Genomic DNA, 17,640 nt, shown 5'->3' on the forward strand with positions numbered 1-17,640 from the left:
CCTAATTTCCCGTAGTAGACGAAGTCGTACTAGAACTGGCCTGCGAACTAGCCGCAGGTGCAGACGATTCATTTGTAGTAGTCACAGACGACTCGCCAGTAGTCGCAGCATTATCCTGTGCGGGCGTCGTTGTCTCATCAGTAGCCGCACTTTGCTCCTGGGCTTTTTTACCGGTTGTTTGTCCTTGCTTGACACCGATATGAACTGCGATCGTCTGGGGACTGACCGAAGTAATTCCCGACAACGGCGACTCTAACGAAATCGTTCTGTCTTCATCGGCAGTGAGCCCTGCAACAGAAATTGGAATATCCAGTTTAGTAATTTTAGCCAGTGCCTCTTTTGTCCCCGTTAAAGTCACTGTTTTAGTCGTAGTAGTCAAAGTATAATTCTTAGCGGAATTTCCCGCCCCACTGGTAACTAAATTCAGCGGTACTTTTTTACGCATTGTCGCTAGGTATACCGGGATCGTCACCCGCGCAGTTTGCGGGTCAATCGTCACCGGTAATTGCTTTCCCTTGGCATCGATAGCGCGCAAAATCACGTTACGCGTTACGGCTTTTTTAGTATTCTTAGCTAAAGCCACGTCTGCCGTCACACTGGCAATTTTTTTAACGTCACCCTTAGCCCCGGTCACCGTCACGGACTGGTGGCTTAAATCCGCTACCCCAGCCGCGTAACCCGACGTGATCTTAGTGGAATCATAGCGAACCTGCAGCGGAAAGGACTTAGTCGCCTTGTCGCTGATCTTGATTTTAAGATTGCGTGGGACTAACCGCACGCTCAGTTCGCTGCTTAATCCCTTAGTTTTTAACGCTATTTCGTGCCGCCCTTTTTTTAGCTTAGTCAAATTGGCTGTTACTTCAAAATTTCCCGTATTTTGTGCCGCCTTCACCAACGCACTGGGTCCGATCAAGGTCACCTTGACTTTTTGGGGGACGCCTGAAACGTAGTAGCGATCATCGTCATAATTCAAGTTGACGTTTTTGACGACCGTCGCTTGCGTATTTTTCATCAGCGAAGTGCTAACGTGACCGTCACCATTACTAGAAACACTGGCGCCGTCGGAATTGACGTATACAAATAATAAGACCGTAAAAAGTAAAGCCAACAGACTGTAGATCACTTTTGAATTTAAGGCGCTTAAAAATTTCAATGTTTGCCGCCACCCTTGATCAGCCCCGCAAAAAAGCGAGCCATTCCATTTTTCTTATGACCAGTTTCGGGAGTGATCAATTCATTTTCCAGTAGCTTTAGATAATCTTCCCGCGTTAGGTCCCGTAATAGTTCGTTGTTTTTAGTGATCGTCACCCCACCGGTTTCTTCGGAAACGACGATCGTTAAGGCATCCGTTACTTCACTGATCCCCACGGCCGCTCTATGCCGTGTTCCTAGTTCTTTAGGGATCAAATTGCTCTCGGACAACGGTAAGTAGGCCGCGGCCACGGCAATTTTGTTATTTTTAATGATCACGGCCCCATCGTGTAACGGCGTATTAGGAATAAAAATATTGATCAGTAATTCGCCCGTGACCTGTGCGTCTAACGTGATCCCGGTTTCAATATAATCTTCTAAGCCCGTGTTCATCTGCACGGTGATCAAAGCACCGATCCTTCTTTTAGACATGTACTGAATTGCTTTATCCAGTGCTTCCACTAATTTTTTTTGGGTCGCGGTTTGACTTTGACCGGTAGAAAATAAAGAGCCCCGGCCTAAATGTTCTAGCCCCCGACGGATCTCCGGTTGGAAAACTACGATCAGGCCGACGACGCCCCAGTTGATCACTTGGTCCATGATCCACGAAACGGTATGTAATCCCAGCCACGCACTCAAGGCTTTGATCAACACGATGATCACGATCCCCTTAAAAAGTTGGACCGCCTTAGTGCCCCGCAGCAGCATCATCAGTTCGTAGATCACAAACCAGACTACCAAAATATCCAACAAGTCAGTCAGGTTATGCCAAGTTATGATGTTATTCCAATCAAAGGACAATCTTTCTTGCCTCCTCTAAAAATTTACCTTCCTATTATAGCACATAACCTTTTTTAGTCGTAATCTTCCCCCACTCACCAACCCCAACTGTCCCTAAAAGTTAAGGGGAGTGAGACTAAAATCGTCTCACCCCCCAATTGATTATTTAATTACTTTGATTCTTCCTGCTGTTCAGCGGCCGGTGTTTCTTCTTCGGTCTGAGTCGTAGTAGTTTGATCAGTCGTAGCAATTTGATCGTCCGGTGCTGGCGTTTCAGCGGGCTTAGCCGGTGTCGGTTGCGCAGCCGGGGCACTTTGATCTAACACCCGGCCGATCGCCGACCTATTGAAAATCAAATAAACACCGTCACAATCCAACGTGACCGTTTTATTAGTATCATCAAAACTATCGATCACACCGTGTAAGCCACCGATCGTTACCACCCGCGCGCCTTTTTGTAACGAATTCATCATTTCGCGCCGTTTATCCTGCTGTTTTTTTTGCGGGCGAATCATCATAAAATACATTAAAGCAATAAAGACCACAAAAATCAAAATTGTGGAGATCGTTCCATTTGAACCTGCACCAAGCATCTATATCCGCTCCTTATTTATTATCCATCTTATACTTTAGCAAAAATTAAGACAATTAGCCACCCATAACTAAAAGTTTTTGGGATGTGCTTGATTCAAACCGTATTTCTCAAAAAAGTCCGCCCTGAAATCCAGTAGTTCATCGTTAGCGATCGCATCCCGAATTTGTTGCATCAAGTGCAATAAGAAATATAAATTATGGTAACTGGTCAAACGTAAACCAAACGTTTCGTCGGCTTTAAATAAGTGACGCACGTAAGCCCGCGTATAATTACGACAAGTGTAACAATTACACTCCGGATCGATCGGCGTGAAATCGCGGGCATACTTAGCGTTTTTAACCACCAAGCGACCGCGCGCGGTCATACAAGTCCCGTTGCGCGCGATCCGAGTTGGCAAAACGCAATCAAACATATCGACTCCCCGAATAGAACCATCGATCAGCGCGTCGGGCGATCCCACTCCCATCAAATACCGCGGCTTGTTTTCGGGCAACAGTTGGGTCGTATACTCCAAGACGTTATTCATTTCGGCCTTGGATTCCCCGACCGATAAACCGCCAATCGAATACCCGGCAAAATCCATTGCCGTCAGTTGCTGTGCACTCAACTTACGCAATTCCTTGTGCCCGGCTCCTTGCACGATACCGAACAGTCCCTGCGTTGCCAGGTTACGATGAGCTTCAAGCCCGCGTTGGGCCCAGCGACTGGTCCGTTCGACCGATTTTTTAATATAATCATAACTTTCAAAAAACGGCGGACACTCATCGAAACTCATAATAATATCAGCACCCAACTGATTTTCGATCTTGATCGCCTTTTCGGGGGACAAAAATAGCGGCGCGCCGTTCAAATGGTTACGAAAGTGCACCCCCTCTTCGGTAATGTCCCGTAATTTAGCCAGCGAAAAGACCTGAAAACCACCCGAGTCGGTCAAAATACTCTGATCCCAGTTCATAAACTGGTGTAAGCCACCAGCTTCTTCCACTAGGTCTGCGCCGGGCCGCAGCCACAAATGATAAGTGTTGCTCAAAATGATCTTAGCACCCATCTGCTTCAACTCTTCGGGCGCTAATGATTTAACCGTCGCTTGGGTCCCGACTGGCATAAACATCGGGGTCTGAAACGTACCGTGTGGGGTCGTCACTTCGCCCAACCGCGCACCGGTATGCTTTTCTTTTTTGATCAAACGGTACTTAATTGCCGTCATATATTTTCCATCCTTTTTAATAAATGAACATCGCGTCGCCAAAACTAAAGAACCGGTATTTTTCTGCTACTGCATGGCGGTAGGCATTTAAGATATTTTCCCGGCCGGTAAACGATGCTACTAACATCACCAGCGTTGATTTTGGTAAGTGGAAATTAGTAATGAACGCCTGGACGACCTTCCATTCGTAGCCGGGTTTGAGGAAAATGTCGGTCCAGCCGCTATCTGCCTTGATCTCCCCGTTAAATTTAGTACCGATCGTTTCTAGCGTCCGGATCGTGGTCGTACCTGTCGCAACGATCTTACCACCGTTTTGGCGGACTTCATTCAAGGTAGCTGCCGACTCTTCGTCTAAGCGGTAAAATTCGCTGTGCATTTTATGGTCTTCAATATTTTTTTCGGTGACCGGTCTAAAGGTTCCTAACCCAACATGCAACGTTAGATAAACTAGTTTAACACCCTTGTCCGCAATTTTTTGCAGCAATTCTTTGGTGAAATGCAACCCCGCCGTCGGTGCCGCTGCCGAGCCGACCTCTTTGGAATAGACCGTCTGGTACATTTCCGGGTCGTCCAATTTTTCTTTAATGTATGGTGGCAGAGGCATTTCGCCTAATTGATCTAAAATTTCCATAAAAATTCCGTCGTAATGAAATTCGATCATCCGTCCGCCATGGTCTAACTCTTCGGTGACAGTCGCGGTCAGCTCGCCGTTACCAAAGGAGATCTTCGTGCCGACCTTAGCCCTCTTGGCGGGTTTGACCAACGTTTCCCACTGGTCACCTTGAGTATTATTCAGTAATAAAACTTCCAAATGACCGCCAGTTTCTGGTTTGATCCCATAGATTCGTGCCGGCATTACCCGCGAATCGTTCATCACTAACGCATCTCCCGGTTGTAAGTAGTCGATCACGTCGTAAAAGTGTTTGTCTTGGTACTCACCTGTTTGGTGATCTAAGCACAATAACCTGGACTCATCTCTTTTTTTGAGCGGTGTTTGGGCGATCAGTTCGTGTGGTAATTCGTAATCAAAATCTTCAGTAGTTAATTTTTCCATGACTATCTTCCTTTTATTTATTATTCTTACTCAATCCTAAATGCTCGTAGCCCTTAGCGGTCACTACCCGGCCACGCGTAGTCCTCTTGATAAAACCGCTTTGCAATAAATACGGTTCGATCATATCGGCGATCGTTTCCGGCTCCTCACCCAAATTAGCAGCGATCGTAGTTAAACCGACCGGGCCTCCATCATACAAGACGATCATTTTACGCAGTAACTTGCGGTCATTTTCATCCAAGCCGCTACGGTCGACTTGTAAAAGATCCAAGGCAAACTCCACGATCTCCAGGTCGATCTGTTTTTTATTTTCGACCTGAGCAAAATCACGGACCCGTTTTAATAAGCGGTTGGCGACCCGCGGCGTCCCCCGTGAACGGCGAGCGATCTCTTCAGCTCCCTTAAGCGCGATCTGCGTATCAAAAACCTTGGCGGAACGTAAAATCACCTGCGTCAACTCTTCTTGGGTGTAATAATTCATGTGTTCCACGATTCCAAAGCGCGTCCGCAACGGTGCCGACAACAACCCCGCCCTAGTAGTAGCGCCGATCAAAGTGAAGGGCGGCAAGGTAAAATGAACGGGATGGGCCGTCGCGTCTTGCCCCACCACGATATCGACAAAATAATCTTCCATCGCCGAATAGAGGATCTCTTCGATATTTTTAGGCAACCGGTGGATCTCGTCGATAAACAACACGTCGCCGGGGCTCAGTTCATTTAACAATGCCACCAGATCGCCGGGCTTTTCGATCGCCGGGCCACTGGTCGACTGAAAGTTAACGCCCATTTCGGTGGCGATCACTCCCGCTAAAGTCGTCTTTCCTAACCCCGGTGGTCCAAATAACAAAACGTGATCGAGCGGTTCTTGCCTACTTTGAGCCGCTTGAATATAAACTGAAAGTTCCCGTTTGATCTTAACTTGTCCGATATATTGTTTTAATGTCTGCGGGCGCAAGCTATATTCCACTTGTTCTTCTTGTGCGTCACTACTAGCGGCGCTGATCAGCCGTTCGTCTTCAGCCACTGGCACTCACCTGCTTTTTATTTTTTCATCAATAGTTTCAGCGCTTGACGTAAGTATTCATCCGTCGAATTTCCGGCAAAATCACGTAACTTCTTGGCGATCCGTTTTACCTCCGCTTTAGAATACCCCAACGCCAGTAAGGCTTCAAGGCTTTCATTTAAGTAAAGTGAATCTGAGGTTTCTGCTGGCTGCTCATCTAATAGCGGCGTAGCGGTAACTAGGTCTCCTATCTTATCCTTGAGGTCCAACACGATCTGTTGCGCCGTTTTTTTACCAATGCTGGGAAACTTAGTCAAATAACTGTCATTGTTGGTATTGATCGCGTTGACCAACCCAGCATGGTCGTCCACCGCTAAAATTGCCAGCGCACTTTTAGGCCCGATACCCGCCACACTGATCAATTTTAAAAACAATTCTTTTTCCTGTTGGTTCAAAAAACCGTACAAAGTCAGCGCATTGTCCCGCACTGCTTGGTAAATATAAACAGTTTGGAGCTGATCACTGACGGTAAAACGAAAGGGATTAGCTACGTTTAAACAATAACCGATCCCCCCTACTTCTAACACGATATAGTGAGGAGTGACCGCCGTTACGATCCCCTTAAAATATTCATACACCGCTAAATTCACATCCGATCAGTATTGAGTTTTGCTTTCGTGTGGGTCTTGGATCCTTTTAAACATGTGTTCTAGGTCCTTATTAGTAAATTGGACCAACGTCGGCCTGCCGTGCGGGCAGTTAAACGGATTTTCGCACCGTTTGAGCTGAGCCAGCAAAGAACGTGCCTGTTGTGCTTCCAAGTGGTGATTAGCCTTGATCGAGCGTTTACAACTCATCGTGATTGCAGTTTGTTCGCGAAACTTAGCAACCGAAACGCGCCACTGTTGCAAGATGTAATCGATCAGTGCCCTAATAGTTTCCTCTTCTTTTCCCGCTGGAAACCACGTCGGGTGTTGGCGCACGATGAAGGTGTTTTGCCCGAAATCTTCCAACTCGATTCCTAACTGTGCTAGCTTATCTTTATTTTGCCCGATCTTAAGAGCTTCATTGACCGGATAAGACAAGACAACTGGGAGTAACATTTTTTGTTGCGCAGTCCCTACCATGCCGATCTGTTGGCGGTAGTATTCATACTTAACTCGTTCTTGAGCAGCGTGTTGGTCGATCAGATATAATCCCGTAGGTGCTTCCGCTAGCAAATAAGTGCCGTGCAGTTGTCCTAAATACAACAAGTCGGGAAACCGGGGCTGTGATTCAGTCATAGCAGGTGTTTTACTTGCTGCATCCATTTCCGTAGCAACGACAGACTCTTGCACATTTCGTGGTGGAGCTTGGTATTTTTGATCCCAGTTCTTAACGGCTGGAGCAGCTAAGTCGGCAACGGATCTGATCATTACCGGTTTGACGTTATCTCGAAACTTAGGAGCAGCCGGCTGTTTTTTAGCAACCGGCTCTTCTCCTAACAAGGCTTGCAATACTCGGTGGTCAACTCCCGTCGTTTTGTTAGCAGGCACTTGGTAACTACGCGCGTTTTCGTTGAGGTCAAAATTTAACTGCGTTGCTTGCGCGCTTCGTTTGTGCGTTAAATTTTCCAACGCGGCCGGGATCAAGGTTTCTTGTTTCAAACTATCCGCTACCGCCCCGGTAATCAAATCACACAACTGGTCTTCTTTGCTCAACCGGACCTCTTGTTTGGTCGGATGAACGTTCACGTCTACCAACAAGGGATCCAATTCGATGTTGACCACCGCCAAAGGATAGCGACCGACCATCAACTTAGACCCGTAACCCGCGATAATTGCTTTACTTAACGCGCGGTTTTTAACGACCCGCCCGTTGAGCAACAAAGTCAAATAACTACGCGCAGCCCGGGTCAATTTAGGCAAAGAAACGTAGCCGCCGACCTTAAAATCCGGGTCATTTGCACTGATCTGGACTAACTGGCGGGCAGTTTGCACCCCATAAATCGCACTGATCACCTGTTTTAATTTACCATTACCTACCGTATGCAGCAGTTCTCTACCATTACTGGTCAAAGAAAAGGAAATCTGTGGGTGGCTGAGGGCCAAGCGATTGACAACGTCGCTGATCGCGGACAGCTCGGTGGCTACCGAACTTAAATATTTTAACCGCGCCGGGGTGTTATAAAAAAGTGCCGTCACGTCGACTTTAGTTCCCGGACGACTTTCAGCTAATTTTTTTTGCACTAATTGTCCACCTTTAAAATGGACCACGGTCCCGGCCTGCCCGCTGACCGCCGTTTCTAACACCACGTCGGCCACCGCGGCAATACTAGGCAAAGCTTCGCCCCGAAAGCCTAAAGTCCGAACCTGAAACAGGTCTTGGCGTTTAGTGATCTTGCTGGTAGCATGCCGTTTAAAAGCCAGCTCCACTTGAGCAGCGGCAATTCCTTGACCATTATCGATCACTTGAATCTCTCGTAAGCCCGCGTCCCAAACGCTGATATCGATCTGCGTACTGTGAGCGTCGATTGCATTTTCGGCCAATTCTTTAACCACCGAAGCCGGACGTTCGACGACTTCGCCAGCAGAAATCTGGTCAGCTAATATCGCATCCAGTTGATGAATCTCAGCCACTATCATTATCCTTTCTGTCTGCCAAATTTGTTAGCGGTGCTTGCGTAACCGCGTTTGCCACTGATAAACGGCATTCATCACTTCCATCGGCGTCAGTGACATTAAATTCACGTTTTTAAGCTCAGTCAAGACCTGCTCGTCTTGTTTCGGGTGAGCCTTTGGCGGGGCAAATAAAGTCAACTGTTCGTCTTCTTGAATCGTCTCCGTCGGCTGGGTTTTCTCCGGTTTCGTGGCGGCCGGTCTCGTGTTAGTAACCACATCGGGCGCACTTGCCGCTGCCTTTTTTTCCAACTGTTGTAATATCGCACTCGCATTGTCCAACAATTCTTGGGGCATCCCTGCCAATTTAGCAACGTGCACTCCGTAAGACCGGTCAGCCGGTCCCGGTTGCATTTGATGCAAAAATACTAACTCGCCGTTTTCCTCACTAGCGCCGACATGAATATTGGTTAAGTGTGGTAACTTTTGGTCTAGCGCCGTTAATTCGTGGTAATGAGTTGAAAAAAGTGTCTTAGCTTTTACCTTGTCGTGCAAATATTCAATGATCGCCTGGGCCAATGCCATGCCGTCATAAGTAGCCGTCCCCCGCCCGATCTCATCAAACAGTAGTAAACTATTGGGCGTCGCATTTTTCAGGGCCTCGTTAGCCTCGATCATCTCTACCATAAAAGTCGACTCCCCGCTGATCAGGTCATCGGCCGCCCCGATCCTAGTAAAGATCTGGTCAAATAATGGCAGTTGCGCACTTTTAGCGGGAACGAAACAGCCAACTTGAGCCATGATGACAGTCAGTGCCAGCTGGCGCATATACGTACTTTTACCCGACATATTAGGTCCTGTGATCAGTAAGATCAACTGCTTTTCGGTCATACAAATATCGTTAGGAACGTAACTTTGCTTACCCATCACCTTTTGAACTACCGGATGCCAACCAGCGATCACTTTTAATTCGTGCTGAGCTACAAACTGTGGCTTAACAAAATGATTTTCCTCACTAACGACCGCAAAACTTTGTAACACGTCTAACCGTGCGATCGCCTGCGCTAATTTTTGCAGGCGCGCGATCTGGTCTTTGATCCGTTCACGAACCCCTAAAAATAACTGGTATTCCAGGTCCGCCGCTTTACTCTGAGCTCCTAAGATCAAGGCTTCTTTTTGCTTCAATTCGGGAGTAATAAAACGTTCTGCGTTGACTAACGTTTGCTTACGCTCGTAACGTCCCGGTTCCAGTTTAGCCACATTTCCCTTGGAAACTTCAATGTAATAGCCAAAGACCTTATTGTACCCGACCTTTAAATTATGGATCCCGGTTTGCTTTCTTTCCTGAGCCTCTAACTCCGCCAGCCACTGCTTACCGTTACGTAACGCATCTTGGTAGCCGTCTAATTCCTTGTTATAACCCGTTTTGATCAAACCGCCCTCAGTTACCGATAACGGCGGTTCAGCCACGATAGCTTGTTCGATCAGGTCCGCCACATCAGCTACCGGATCCAATTGATCTAACAGTCGGTTTAAGGCCGGCTCGTTTAACTGTTCCAGTAAATAGCGGATCTGCGGAATATGTTGCAGTGACGTCAATAACTGGATCAAATCGCGTCCATTAACGTTACCAAACGCTACTCTACCGGCTAACCTTTCCAAATCATAGACCTGAGTCAGCTCGGTTTGCAAACTGGAACGCTCAAAGTAATTATCTAATAAGATCGTCACCACTTCTTGGCGGTTGAGGATCTCGTCACGAGCTAATAGCGGTCGTTCCAGCCACTGTTTTAGTAAGCGGCCGCCCATTGCAGTCTTAGTTTGGTCTAATAGCCATAACAACGTACCAGATTTTTTGTTAGTCCTAGTATTTTCTATTAAGTCTAAGTTTTTTTTAGTGCGGTGACTGAGCTTTAAAAAATGAGCCGGTTCGTAATGCACGGCCCGTTGAATATGTGCCAGTGCCCGTTTTTGGGTATTTTCCAAGTAAGAAACCAGCTGTTTGACAACCGTTTTTTCCAGCGGAACCGTTAAATCTTGGGTCGTGTAAGCAGTCTCAGCTTGCTCGTTGATCTGCTCTTGTGACGACAACAACACCCTTAACTGCTGTAAAACCGCCCGCGTCTTCTCGCTTACACTCTGGTCAATGACAACTTCTTTGGTGCGCAAGCTCAACATTTCGTTGCGCAAGGCTTCCACATTCGTCAAAGTCGCGGTCTTCAGTTCACCGGTAGAAAGGTCGGTATAAGCAAAGCCAAATTGCCCGTCTTGTTCGTGCACGGCCGTTAAATAGTTATTATTTTTAGCACCGTTGCTGTGCTCATCGATCAGCGTTCCCGGCGTTACTAACTGAATGACTTCTCGTTTCACCATGTCTTTAGTTAGTTTAGGGTCTTCCATTTGCTCACAGATCGCCACTTTATAGCCCTGTTCTACCAAAGTATCAATGTAGTTTTGTACCGCGTGATGCGGGACCCCACACATCGGGATCGGGTCTTTAGCATTACGATTTCTTGAAGTTAGCGTTAGTTCCAGCAGCTGTGAACCCTTAATCGCATCATCGTAAAACATTTCGTAAAAATCACCCAAACGATAAAATAAAAATGCATCCGGGTATTGTTTTTTGATAGCCAAATATTGCTCCATCATCGGAGTAGTTTTTTGTGGCACAACTGCCACTCCTTTCTGCTTAGCGCTAACTATAACGGGTGATCCGGGTCCACCCTGAAATTCTTGATCTTAAGTGCACGCCCACTATGATCGTCGATATCAATGACCACCGCACCCAAAGTCTGAGCACCACTAGTTTCAACTTCAAACCTCGTGGGCAACTGATTTTTAAAGCGTTGGATCACGTTGGTTCGGGCCATCCCCAAAATACCATCATAAGGCCCGGTCATGCCGACATCGGACAAGAAAGCAGTTCCAGGAGGAATGATGCGCGCATCATTAGTTTGCACGTGCGTGTGCGTTCCGACTACCGCCGCCACTCGCCCGGCAAAATTCCAAGCAAAGGCTTCTTTTTCGCTGGTGGTTTCCGCGTGAAAATCGACAAAAATAATATCAGCTTGCTTTTCTAGCTGACTGATCACTTGTTCGCCCACCGCAAACGGGTCGTCTACCGGACTCATAAAAACCCTTCCCTGTAAGTTGAGGACCGCTACTTTAGTCCCATTAATATTTACGATCGTGTACCCTTGTCCCGGCACTTGCCCCGCAGAAAAATTAGCAGGACGAACGAGCCTGTTAGCACTAGCGATAAAATCGTGGATCTCACGGTTATCCCAGGTATGATTGCCCATCGTGATCACGTCAGCACCGGCGGCCAGTAATTTTTTATAGACGGCTTCGTTGATCCCTTTGCCGCGCGTCGCATTTTCCCCGTTGGCGATCGTCAGTTGGGGGTGGTAATTTTTTTTGAGGAGCGGCAGGGTCTTAATAAACATCTCCTGCCCTTTGTCTCCCATAATGTCACCGATAAATAAGAGTCGCATTACCGCACTCCTTTACTGTCTAGTTTAATATCATGTTTAATTTTACCATTTTTACGGCTAAAAGTGCAGACCACGTTACTTGACGTGTTGCCCAGACGAGCAGGCTTTTACCTTTGTGCAGATACAAAAGGGAGCCGGAACAAAACTAGGTTTTGCCCCGCTCCCCTGTAATAATTCACCGTTCAATTATTCGTTACTTAGCGTACTCGATCGCGCGCGTTTCGCGAATCACCGTGACCTTAATGTGTCCCGGATACTCCAATTCTTTTTCGATCTTATTTTTAATATCGTGCGCTAAGATCGTCGTCTTAGCGTCATTGATCTGATCCGGTTTAACGATCACGCGGATTTCACGCCCAGCTTGGATGGCATAGCTCTTCTTGACTCCCGCAAAATTGTTAGCGATCGTTTCGAGTTTTTCTAACCGGTGAATGTAATTTTCCAACGACTCACTACGCGCACCAGGCCGAGCTGCCGACATTGCATCGGCGGCCGCCACTAGGATCGCAATGATCGATTGCGGCTCAACGTCGCCGTGATGCGCCGCAATGGCATTGATCACCAGTCCATTTTCATGGTATTTCTTAGTGAGTTCGACACCGATTTCAACGTGAGAACCCTCGACTTCGTGATCAACGGCCTTGCCAATATCGTGCAACAGACCAGCTCGTTTAGCCAGCGTCACGTCTTCGCCCAACTCACCGGCTAACACACCACATAAGCGCGCCACTTCTAACGAGTGATCTAAGACATTTTGCCCGTAACTGGTCCGGTAACGCAAGCGCCCGACGGTCTTGATCAAATCAGGATGCATGCTGTGCAAGCCTAAATCAAACAAAGCCTGTTCGCCAGTCTCGCGCAACTTAGTGTCCATTTCCTTGGTAGCTTTTTCGACCATTTCTTCGATCCGTGCCGGATGGATCCGCCCGTCTTGGATCAGTTTTTCTAGCGCCATCTTAGCGATTTCACGCCGAACTGGGTCAAAACCACTTAAGACGACAGCTTCTGGGGTGTCATCAATGATCAAATCGATCCCCGTTAGTGTCTCCAACGTCCTAATATTGCGTCCCTCACGGCCGATGATCCGCCCCTTCATTTCGTCATTAGGCAAATTGACCACCGAAACCGTCGTTTCAGTTACCGTATCGGCTGCACTGCGCTGAATGGCCTGAGCCGTCAGTAGTTTAGCCTTGCGTTCCACGTTTTCTTTGACCTGTGCTTCGCTATCTTTGATCATCACCGCAGTTTCTTGGTCGAGCTGAGATTTAGTTTGTTGTAAAACTAGATCCTTGGCCTCTTCTTTAGTTAATGCAGCAACTTCTTCTAACTTTTCTTGTTGCTTAGTAACTAAATCAGTGACCTCTTGGCGCTTAGCCTTGAGCTCTTTTTGCTGTGAGACAAGCTGACTTTCCTTTTGCTCCAAAACATGTTCGCGTTTTTCCAGGTTAGTGTCCTTGCGATCCAAGTTTTCCTGTCGTGACAACAAATGAGTTTCCTGTTGTTGCACTTCAGCACGTCGTTGCTTGAGCTCATTTTCTATTTCGCTACGATAACGGTGTCCTTCTTCTTTAGCTTCGACCACAGCCTCTTTTTTTTGAGCCTGGGCCTCTTTTTTGGCAGTCGCGACGATTCCCGCCGCAGTCTGTGTCGCGTTATCTAAGGATTTTTCGTAGTGATTCTTACGGTAAAAAATCCCGCCAGCAAAACCAAGTACTAAAGTCAAAATAGCGAGCGCAAATGCTACTAATAAATTCAAATTCGCACCTCCGCACTCTTAAATTATAATTAAATTTAATGATTGCGTCATCAGTGCTATGATATTTACACACATTAATATTTTAATGTTTCGGCCCCACTGCTGTCAATAAAAATTGATTTATTAGTCCAAAGGCTGCCATGATCGCACTGTCACGCACGTGCTGGCGGTCGTAATGAAAATGATACAGCTTAGTGAACGTTGGCCGTCCTTCAGCAGCTAAGCCTAACCAAACGGTACCCGGTGTTTGTCCTTCCAGTTTCCCCGGGCCAGCGACTCCGGTAAACGAAACCGCCACATCAGTTTGCATAATTTGGCGCGTCTGTTCGGCCATCGCCCGGGCAGTTTGTTGACTGACCACCCCGTATTGATCAAGTAGTTGCGGTGAGATCTGCAACAGGTGTGCTTTTTGTGCAGTTGCATAAGTCACAAAGCCACCGGGAAAAATCGCCGATGCTCCCGGAATTGCAGTCACGGCAGCTTGAAAACCACCACCGGTCAAACTTTCGGCAGCAGAAAGCGTCAGGTGTGCCGCAATCATTTTATTAACGACCACAGCAGCTAGACTATTATCTTCACCGTACCCGTATAAATACTGTCCGACTCTTTTTATCACCTGCTCTTGTGTCTTAGCTAATAACTGCTGGGAAACCTGCGGGTCAGTGCCGCTGACGGTCAAACGCAATAATACCTCGTTAGGCTTAGCGTACAGCGCCAGCGTTGGATTGGTTTGAGCCGCCATCAGGTCCTGTAGTTGCGTGGCCAATTTGGATTCACTGATACCATAAAACCGCATCACTTTAGAAGTCAGTAGCTGTTTTGGCGGATAATATTTAGCCAGTAATGCCGCTACCTGATTGCGTAACATCGTTTGCAATTCCCGTGGCGGTCCTGGTAACAACAAAAAATCCGGCCCGGTTGCTTGCTGGTAAAAAATCCCTACCGCTAGTCCCACGTCATTAGTAATGGGTAATCCTCCCGCTAAATACATCGCTTGAACTTTATTATTAGGTGTCATTTCTCGGTGACTGGTCGCAAAAAAGTTTTTGATCTTTGCCGCCGCAGTTTGGTCCACTACTAATTTTTGACCGACAAATTGAGCCACGGTCTGTTTCGTTAAGTCGTCTGCAGTCGGTCCTAACCCACCCGTCAGTACGATCAAATCGCTTCGAGCTGCTGCTGATTTCAGTGCCGCTAGCAGCCTTTGTTGGTTATCACCTAGAGTTTCGTGATGGTAAACCGCGATCCCCGCATCCGCTAGTAGCTTACTAACTGCCTGAGTATTAGTATCAACGATCTCTCCTAACAAGATCTCAGTACCGACGGTGATGATTTCTGCACGCATGTTACTTCCTCCTTAGTTAAATAGGAGGACCGAGGCAAAATCAACTTTGTCTCGCTCCCCCTATCTTTGTCAAAACAGTTTTAACTGTGCTCAACTCACGCTTTATTTGCCAAACGAATCCGCAAAGACGCCCCGCGCGTGGTAAAAATAATCGATCCCGGAATAAACCGTGAAAAACAAGCAAATGTACAGTAAGATCTCCCCTACTGGAACGTGAATATTGCTGAAAAACACGTCGTTAAGTAGCAAAAAGATCACCGCAAACATCTGCGACGCCGTCTTGATCTTACCTGGCATCGCCGCCGCCATCACTTGTCCGTTATTTTCCACGACGATCAAACGCAAACCGGTGACGGCTAATTCACGACAAACAATGATCGCTACCACCCATCCAGGAGCTTTCCCTAGCTCTACTAGTAAAATCAAAGCCGTCATCACCAGCATTTTATCTGCTAACGGGTCGGCAAACTTGCCAAAATTAGTCACTAAGTGGCGGCTACGGGCAATTTTACCATCCGCAAAATCGGTAATCGACGCCGCGGCAAAGACTAGCGCAGCTATTAGATTAGCGACCGCAATTTTAGTCCCGCAAATCACTACGCTGCCAAAAGGAAGCGGCAAAACTACCAAAAGTAAAAACACGGGGATCAAAAAGATCCGGATGACCGTTAATTTATTGGGTAAATTCATTGATTATTCGTTTCTCCTTCGTTACTGTTGAGTATTTTGCGCCGGGGCTTCTGGCTGTTCCGGTTGCTGTTCACTTGGCTGTTGTGCACTCTGCTGTGTTTGCGTGTTATTTGACGTTGCCGGAGCCTGTTGCTGATACTGCCGCGTACTTTGGACCGGGGCAGCTGCACTTTGTTGGTACTGACGCGTATTTTGCTGTGTCGTTGCTTGGCTACGGTACTGTCCCGTAGTTGCTTGTTGGGTAGTTTGAGTTTGTACACTCGAGCTTTGGACCTGATCCTGGTCTGCTGGTCGTTCCGCAGTCTTCTTCAAGTTCAAATTGAGCGTTCTGACCGTCAAAGACCGATTATCCCGCAAGAAATTAAACTTGTGGCCATTGACCCGGATCTCGGTAACTAACGAATTACCTAAATGCAACGTGACCCTAGTGACTCCCGCCGGAATATCAACGGTTTGCACCTCATTGGCTCCCATCGTTCCCTGCCACAGTTGCTTGCCGTCCGCACTGACAGAATTCCACGAACTATTTTTCTTAACTTTGAGTTCGATTTTATTTTTAGCCAAAGCGTGGTACAAGCGGTAATTAAACGTCGAACCCGTAGAATCTAAGAAGGTGATCTTTTGTGCGTCAGTGGTTTTCTTTGATTTTTTAGCCTGCGAACGCACTTTGGAACTGGACTGTACCGACGAAACCGTCACACTACTACTAGCCAGACTGTTTTCTTTACGGTGATTGCTGTAAGAAACCCCGAAAATCGTCCCGATGATCGCCAAAACTACTATGACAATAATGATCGTCGGTAAGTATTTCTTTAATTTTTGGGCGGTAGTCAGCTCCGAGTTTTGCTGCTGTGCCCGTAATTCGACCCGTGAAGTCGGCTGAACCTGCGGTGTCGGCTGTCCTAACTGCTGATCAACTGCCGCCACTAATTTTTGCGTATCCAACCCGACCGTTTGGGCGTATTCCTTAACAAAAGCACGCGCGTAAAAAGTCCCCGGTAGCGCGGTAAAATTATCCTCTTCGATCGCAATCAAATAACGCTTTTGAATCTTAGTAGTCTGCTGTAAGTCGTCTAACGTTAGCCCTTGTTTGACCCGGGCTTCTTTCAAAGTCTTTCCGATTTCACTCATTTATCTACTCCACATTTCCATTCAATTTATCAGCAATAGTATAGCATAGTTTCGGTGGCAGTAAAATTAATTATTTCAGCCACCCGCCGGAAACGTACAGCGTTTGTCCCGTCAAATATCCCGCCTCTTTAGCCAGTAACGTTTGGACCCAGTAACTGATCTCACTCGGGGTACCAAAACGGCCTACGGGAATCTGTGCGGCCACATCGGCCCGTTGTTCCGCCGTAAAAATCTGATTCATCGGCGTGGCGATCGCTCCCGGAGCAATCACGTTGACCGTGATATTTAAGGAAGCGACTTCCTTGCTATACGCACTAGCAAAAGCACTGAGCGCGCCTTTGACCGTGCTGTAGCCAACTTCCATCGCACTGCCGTTTCCACCATAGATCGAACCGATAAAAACGATCCGCCCCGCCGCACTTTTGGCCAGTTTAGCTTGCAACTGCTGCACCAAGGCCAGGGGAACTTGAAGTTGCATCAGCAACATTTTTTGCAGGTCTGCCGGGCGACTGTCTGCAAACAACCCGTAATCGGTAGTTCCCTGAGCAAAAATTACGGCATCTAGGCTAAATAAATTTTGGGTGATCTTAGTAACACTTTCCATCTTGGTCAGATCCGCTGGCAGCAACAAAAAATCCTGGTGCGGATACTGGTCCATCAATTCTTGTACTAACTGCTCACTGTGTTTTTGTCCCTGAAAATAATGCAGGTATAACGACCAGCCGGACTGAGCCAAGTCCTTAGCGATCTGTGTGCCGATCGCACCCGAAGAACCCATGATCAACGCCCATTTCATT

At 47.3% G+C, this 17,640-nt stretch carries 15 protein-coding genes; all 15 read right to left on the bottom strand.

Going from position 1 to position 17,640, the window contains the following annotated elements; translation table 11 throughout:
• Position 1 precedes the first annotated feature (1 nt).
• A complete protein-coding gene (locus ACSYSK_RS06415; protein ID WP_491714318.1) occupies positions 2 to 1,153 on the bottom strand; it encodes a CdaR family protein in 1,152 nt (383 codons plus the stop codon).
• Positions 1,150 to 1,992, bottom strand: coding sequence for a diadenylate cyclase CdaA (gene cdaA, locus ACSYSK_RS06420; RefSeq protein ID WP_491714319.1), 843 nt, complete (start codon positions 1,990 to 1,992; stop codon positions 1,150 to 1,152). Before cdaA ends, ACSYSK_RS06415 begins: the two co-directional genes overlap by 4 nt.
• A 149-nt stretch (positions 1,993 to 2,141) precedes the next feature.
• Positions 2,142 to 2,564, bottom strand: a complete 423-nt coding sequence (yajC, locus tag ACSYSK_RS06425; RefSeq protein ID WP_491714320.1) for a preprotein translocase subunit YajC — start codon at positions 2,562 to 2,564, stop codon at positions 2,142 to 2,144.
• Positions 2,565 to 2,633: 69 nt separating this feature from the next.
• The gene (gene tgt, locus ACSYSK_RS06430) at positions 2,634 to 3,773 is read right to left on the bottom strand and encodes a tRNA guanosine(34) transglycosylase Tgt (RefSeq protein ID WP_491714321.1); all 1,140 of its coding nucleotides are present in this window, start codon (positions 3,771 to 3,773) and stop codon (positions 2,634 to 2,636) included.
• A 16-nt stretch (positions 3,774 to 3,789) separates the two neighbouring features.
• Positions 3,790 to 4,827, bottom strand: coding sequence for a tRNA preQ1(34) S-adenosylmethionine ribosyltransferase-isomerase QueA (gene queA / locus ACSYSK_RS06435; RefSeq protein ID WP_491714322.1), 1,038 nt, complete (start codon positions 4,825 to 4,827; stop codon positions 3,790 to 3,792).
• Between the two features lie 13 nt (positions 4,828 to 4,840).
• Positions 4,841 to 5,851 carry a Holliday junction branch migration DNA helicase RuvB gene (ruvB, locus tag ACSYSK_RS06440; protein WP_491714323.1) on the bottom strand — a complete coding sequence of 337 codons (1,011 nt, stop codon included), beginning with the start codon at positions 5,849 to 5,851 and terminating at the stop codon, positions 4,841 to 4,843.
• A 17-nt stretch (positions 5,852 to 5,868) separates the two neighbouring features.
• On the bottom strand, positions 5,869 to 6,468 hold the full coding sequence (gene ruvA / locus ACSYSK_RS06445; RefSeq protein ID WP_491714324.1) for a Holliday junction branch migration protein RuvA: 600 nt from the start codon (positions 6,466 to 6,468) through the stop codon (positions 5,869 to 5,871).
• An 18-nt stretch (positions 6,469 to 6,486) separates the two neighbouring features.
• On the bottom strand, positions 6,487 to 8,448 hold the full coding sequence (gene mutL / locus ACSYSK_RS06450) for a DNA mismatch repair endonuclease MutL (RefSeq protein ID WP_491714325.1): 1,962 nt from the start codon (positions 8,446 to 8,448) through the stop codon (positions 6,487 to 6,489).
• Between the two features lie 30 nt (positions 8,449 to 8,478).
• Positions 8,479 to 11,097 (bottom strand): DNA mismatch repair protein MutS, encoded by a 2,619-nt coding sequence (gene mutS, locus ACSYSK_RS06455; protein ID WP_491714326.1) that lies wholly within the window; start codon positions 11,095 to 11,097, stop codon positions 8,479 to 8,481.
• Between the two features lie 29 nt (positions 11,098 to 11,126).
• A complete protein-coding gene (locus ACSYSK_RS06460; protein WP_491714327.1) occupies positions 11,127 to 11,921 on the bottom strand; it encodes a TIGR00282 family metallophosphoesterase in 795 nt (264 codons plus the stop codon).
• Between the two features lie 193 nt (positions 11,922 to 12,114).
• Positions 12,115 to 13,677: a ribonuclease Y gene (gene rny, locus ACSYSK_RS06465; protein WP_491714328.1), complete on the bottom strand. Its 1,563-nt coding sequence runs from the start codon at positions 13,675 to 13,677 to the stop codon at positions 12,115 to 12,117.
• 82 nt (positions 13,678 to 13,759) lie between these two features.
• On the bottom strand, positions 13,760 to 15,022 hold the full coding sequence (locus ACSYSK_RS06470) for a competence/damage-inducible protein A (protein ID WP_491714329.1): 1,263 nt from the start codon (positions 15,020 to 15,022) through the stop codon (positions 13,760 to 13,762).
• Positions 15,023 to 15,124: 102 nt separating this feature from the next.
• Positions 15,125 to 15,712: a CDP-diacylglycerol--glycerol-3-phosphate 3-phosphatidyltransferase gene (gene pgsA, locus ACSYSK_RS06475; protein ID WP_491714330.1), complete on the bottom strand. Its 588-nt coding sequence runs from the start codon at positions 15,710 to 15,712 to the stop codon at positions 15,125 to 15,127.
• Positions 15,713 to 15,733: 21 nt separating this feature from the next.
• On the bottom strand, positions 15,734 to 16,843 hold the full coding sequence (locus tag ACSYSK_RS06480; RefSeq protein ID WP_491714331.1) for a helix-turn-helix domain-containing protein: 1,110 nt from the start codon (positions 16,841 to 16,843) through the stop codon (positions 15,734 to 15,736).
• 70 nt (positions 16,844 to 16,913) lie between these two features.
• Positions 16,914 to 17,639: an elongation factor P 5-aminopentanone reductase gene (ymfI, locus tag ACSYSK_RS06485; protein ID WP_491714332.1), complete on the bottom strand. Its 726-nt coding sequence runs from the start codon at positions 17,637 to 17,639 to the stop codon at positions 16,914 to 16,916.
• Position 17,640 lies beyond the last annotated feature (1 nt).

It is taken from the genome of Ligilactobacillus sp. ESL1201, from assembly GCF_058503265.1.

Excerpts from the sequence above, each read along its gene's own strand:
- yajC (WP_491714320.1), bottom strand. The coding sequence starts at position 2,564 with ATGCTTGGTGCAGGTTCAAATGGAACGATCTCCACAATTTTGATTTTT.
- tgt (WP_491714321.1), bottom strand. The coding sequence starts at position 3,773 with ATGACGGCAATTAAGTACCGTTTGATCAAAAAAGAAAAGCATACCGGT.
- queA (WP_491714322.1), bottom strand. The coding sequence starts at position 4,827 with ATGGAAAAATTAACTACTGAAGATTTTGATTACGAATTACCACACGAA.
- ACSYSK_RS06460 (WP_491714327.1), bottom strand. The coding sequence starts at position 11,921 with ATGCGACTCTTATTTATCGGTGACATTATGGGAGACAAAGGGCAGGAG.
- ACSYSK_RS06470 (WP_491714329.1), bottom strand. The coding sequence starts at position 15,022 with ATGCGTGCAGAAATCATCACCGTCGGTACTGAGATCTTGTTAGGAGAG.
- pgsA (WP_491714330.1), bottom strand. The coding sequence starts at position 15,712 with ATGAATTTACCCAATAAATTAACGGTCATCCGGATCTTTTTGATCCCC.
- ACSYSK_RS06480 (WP_491714331.1), bottom strand. The coding sequence starts at position 16,843 with ATGAGTGAAATCGGAAAGACTTTGAAAGAAGCCCGGGTCAAACAAGGG.
- ymfI (WP_491714332.1), bottom strand. The coding sequence starts at position 17,639 with ATGAAATGGGCGTTGATCATGGGTTCTTCGGGTGCGATCGGCACACAG.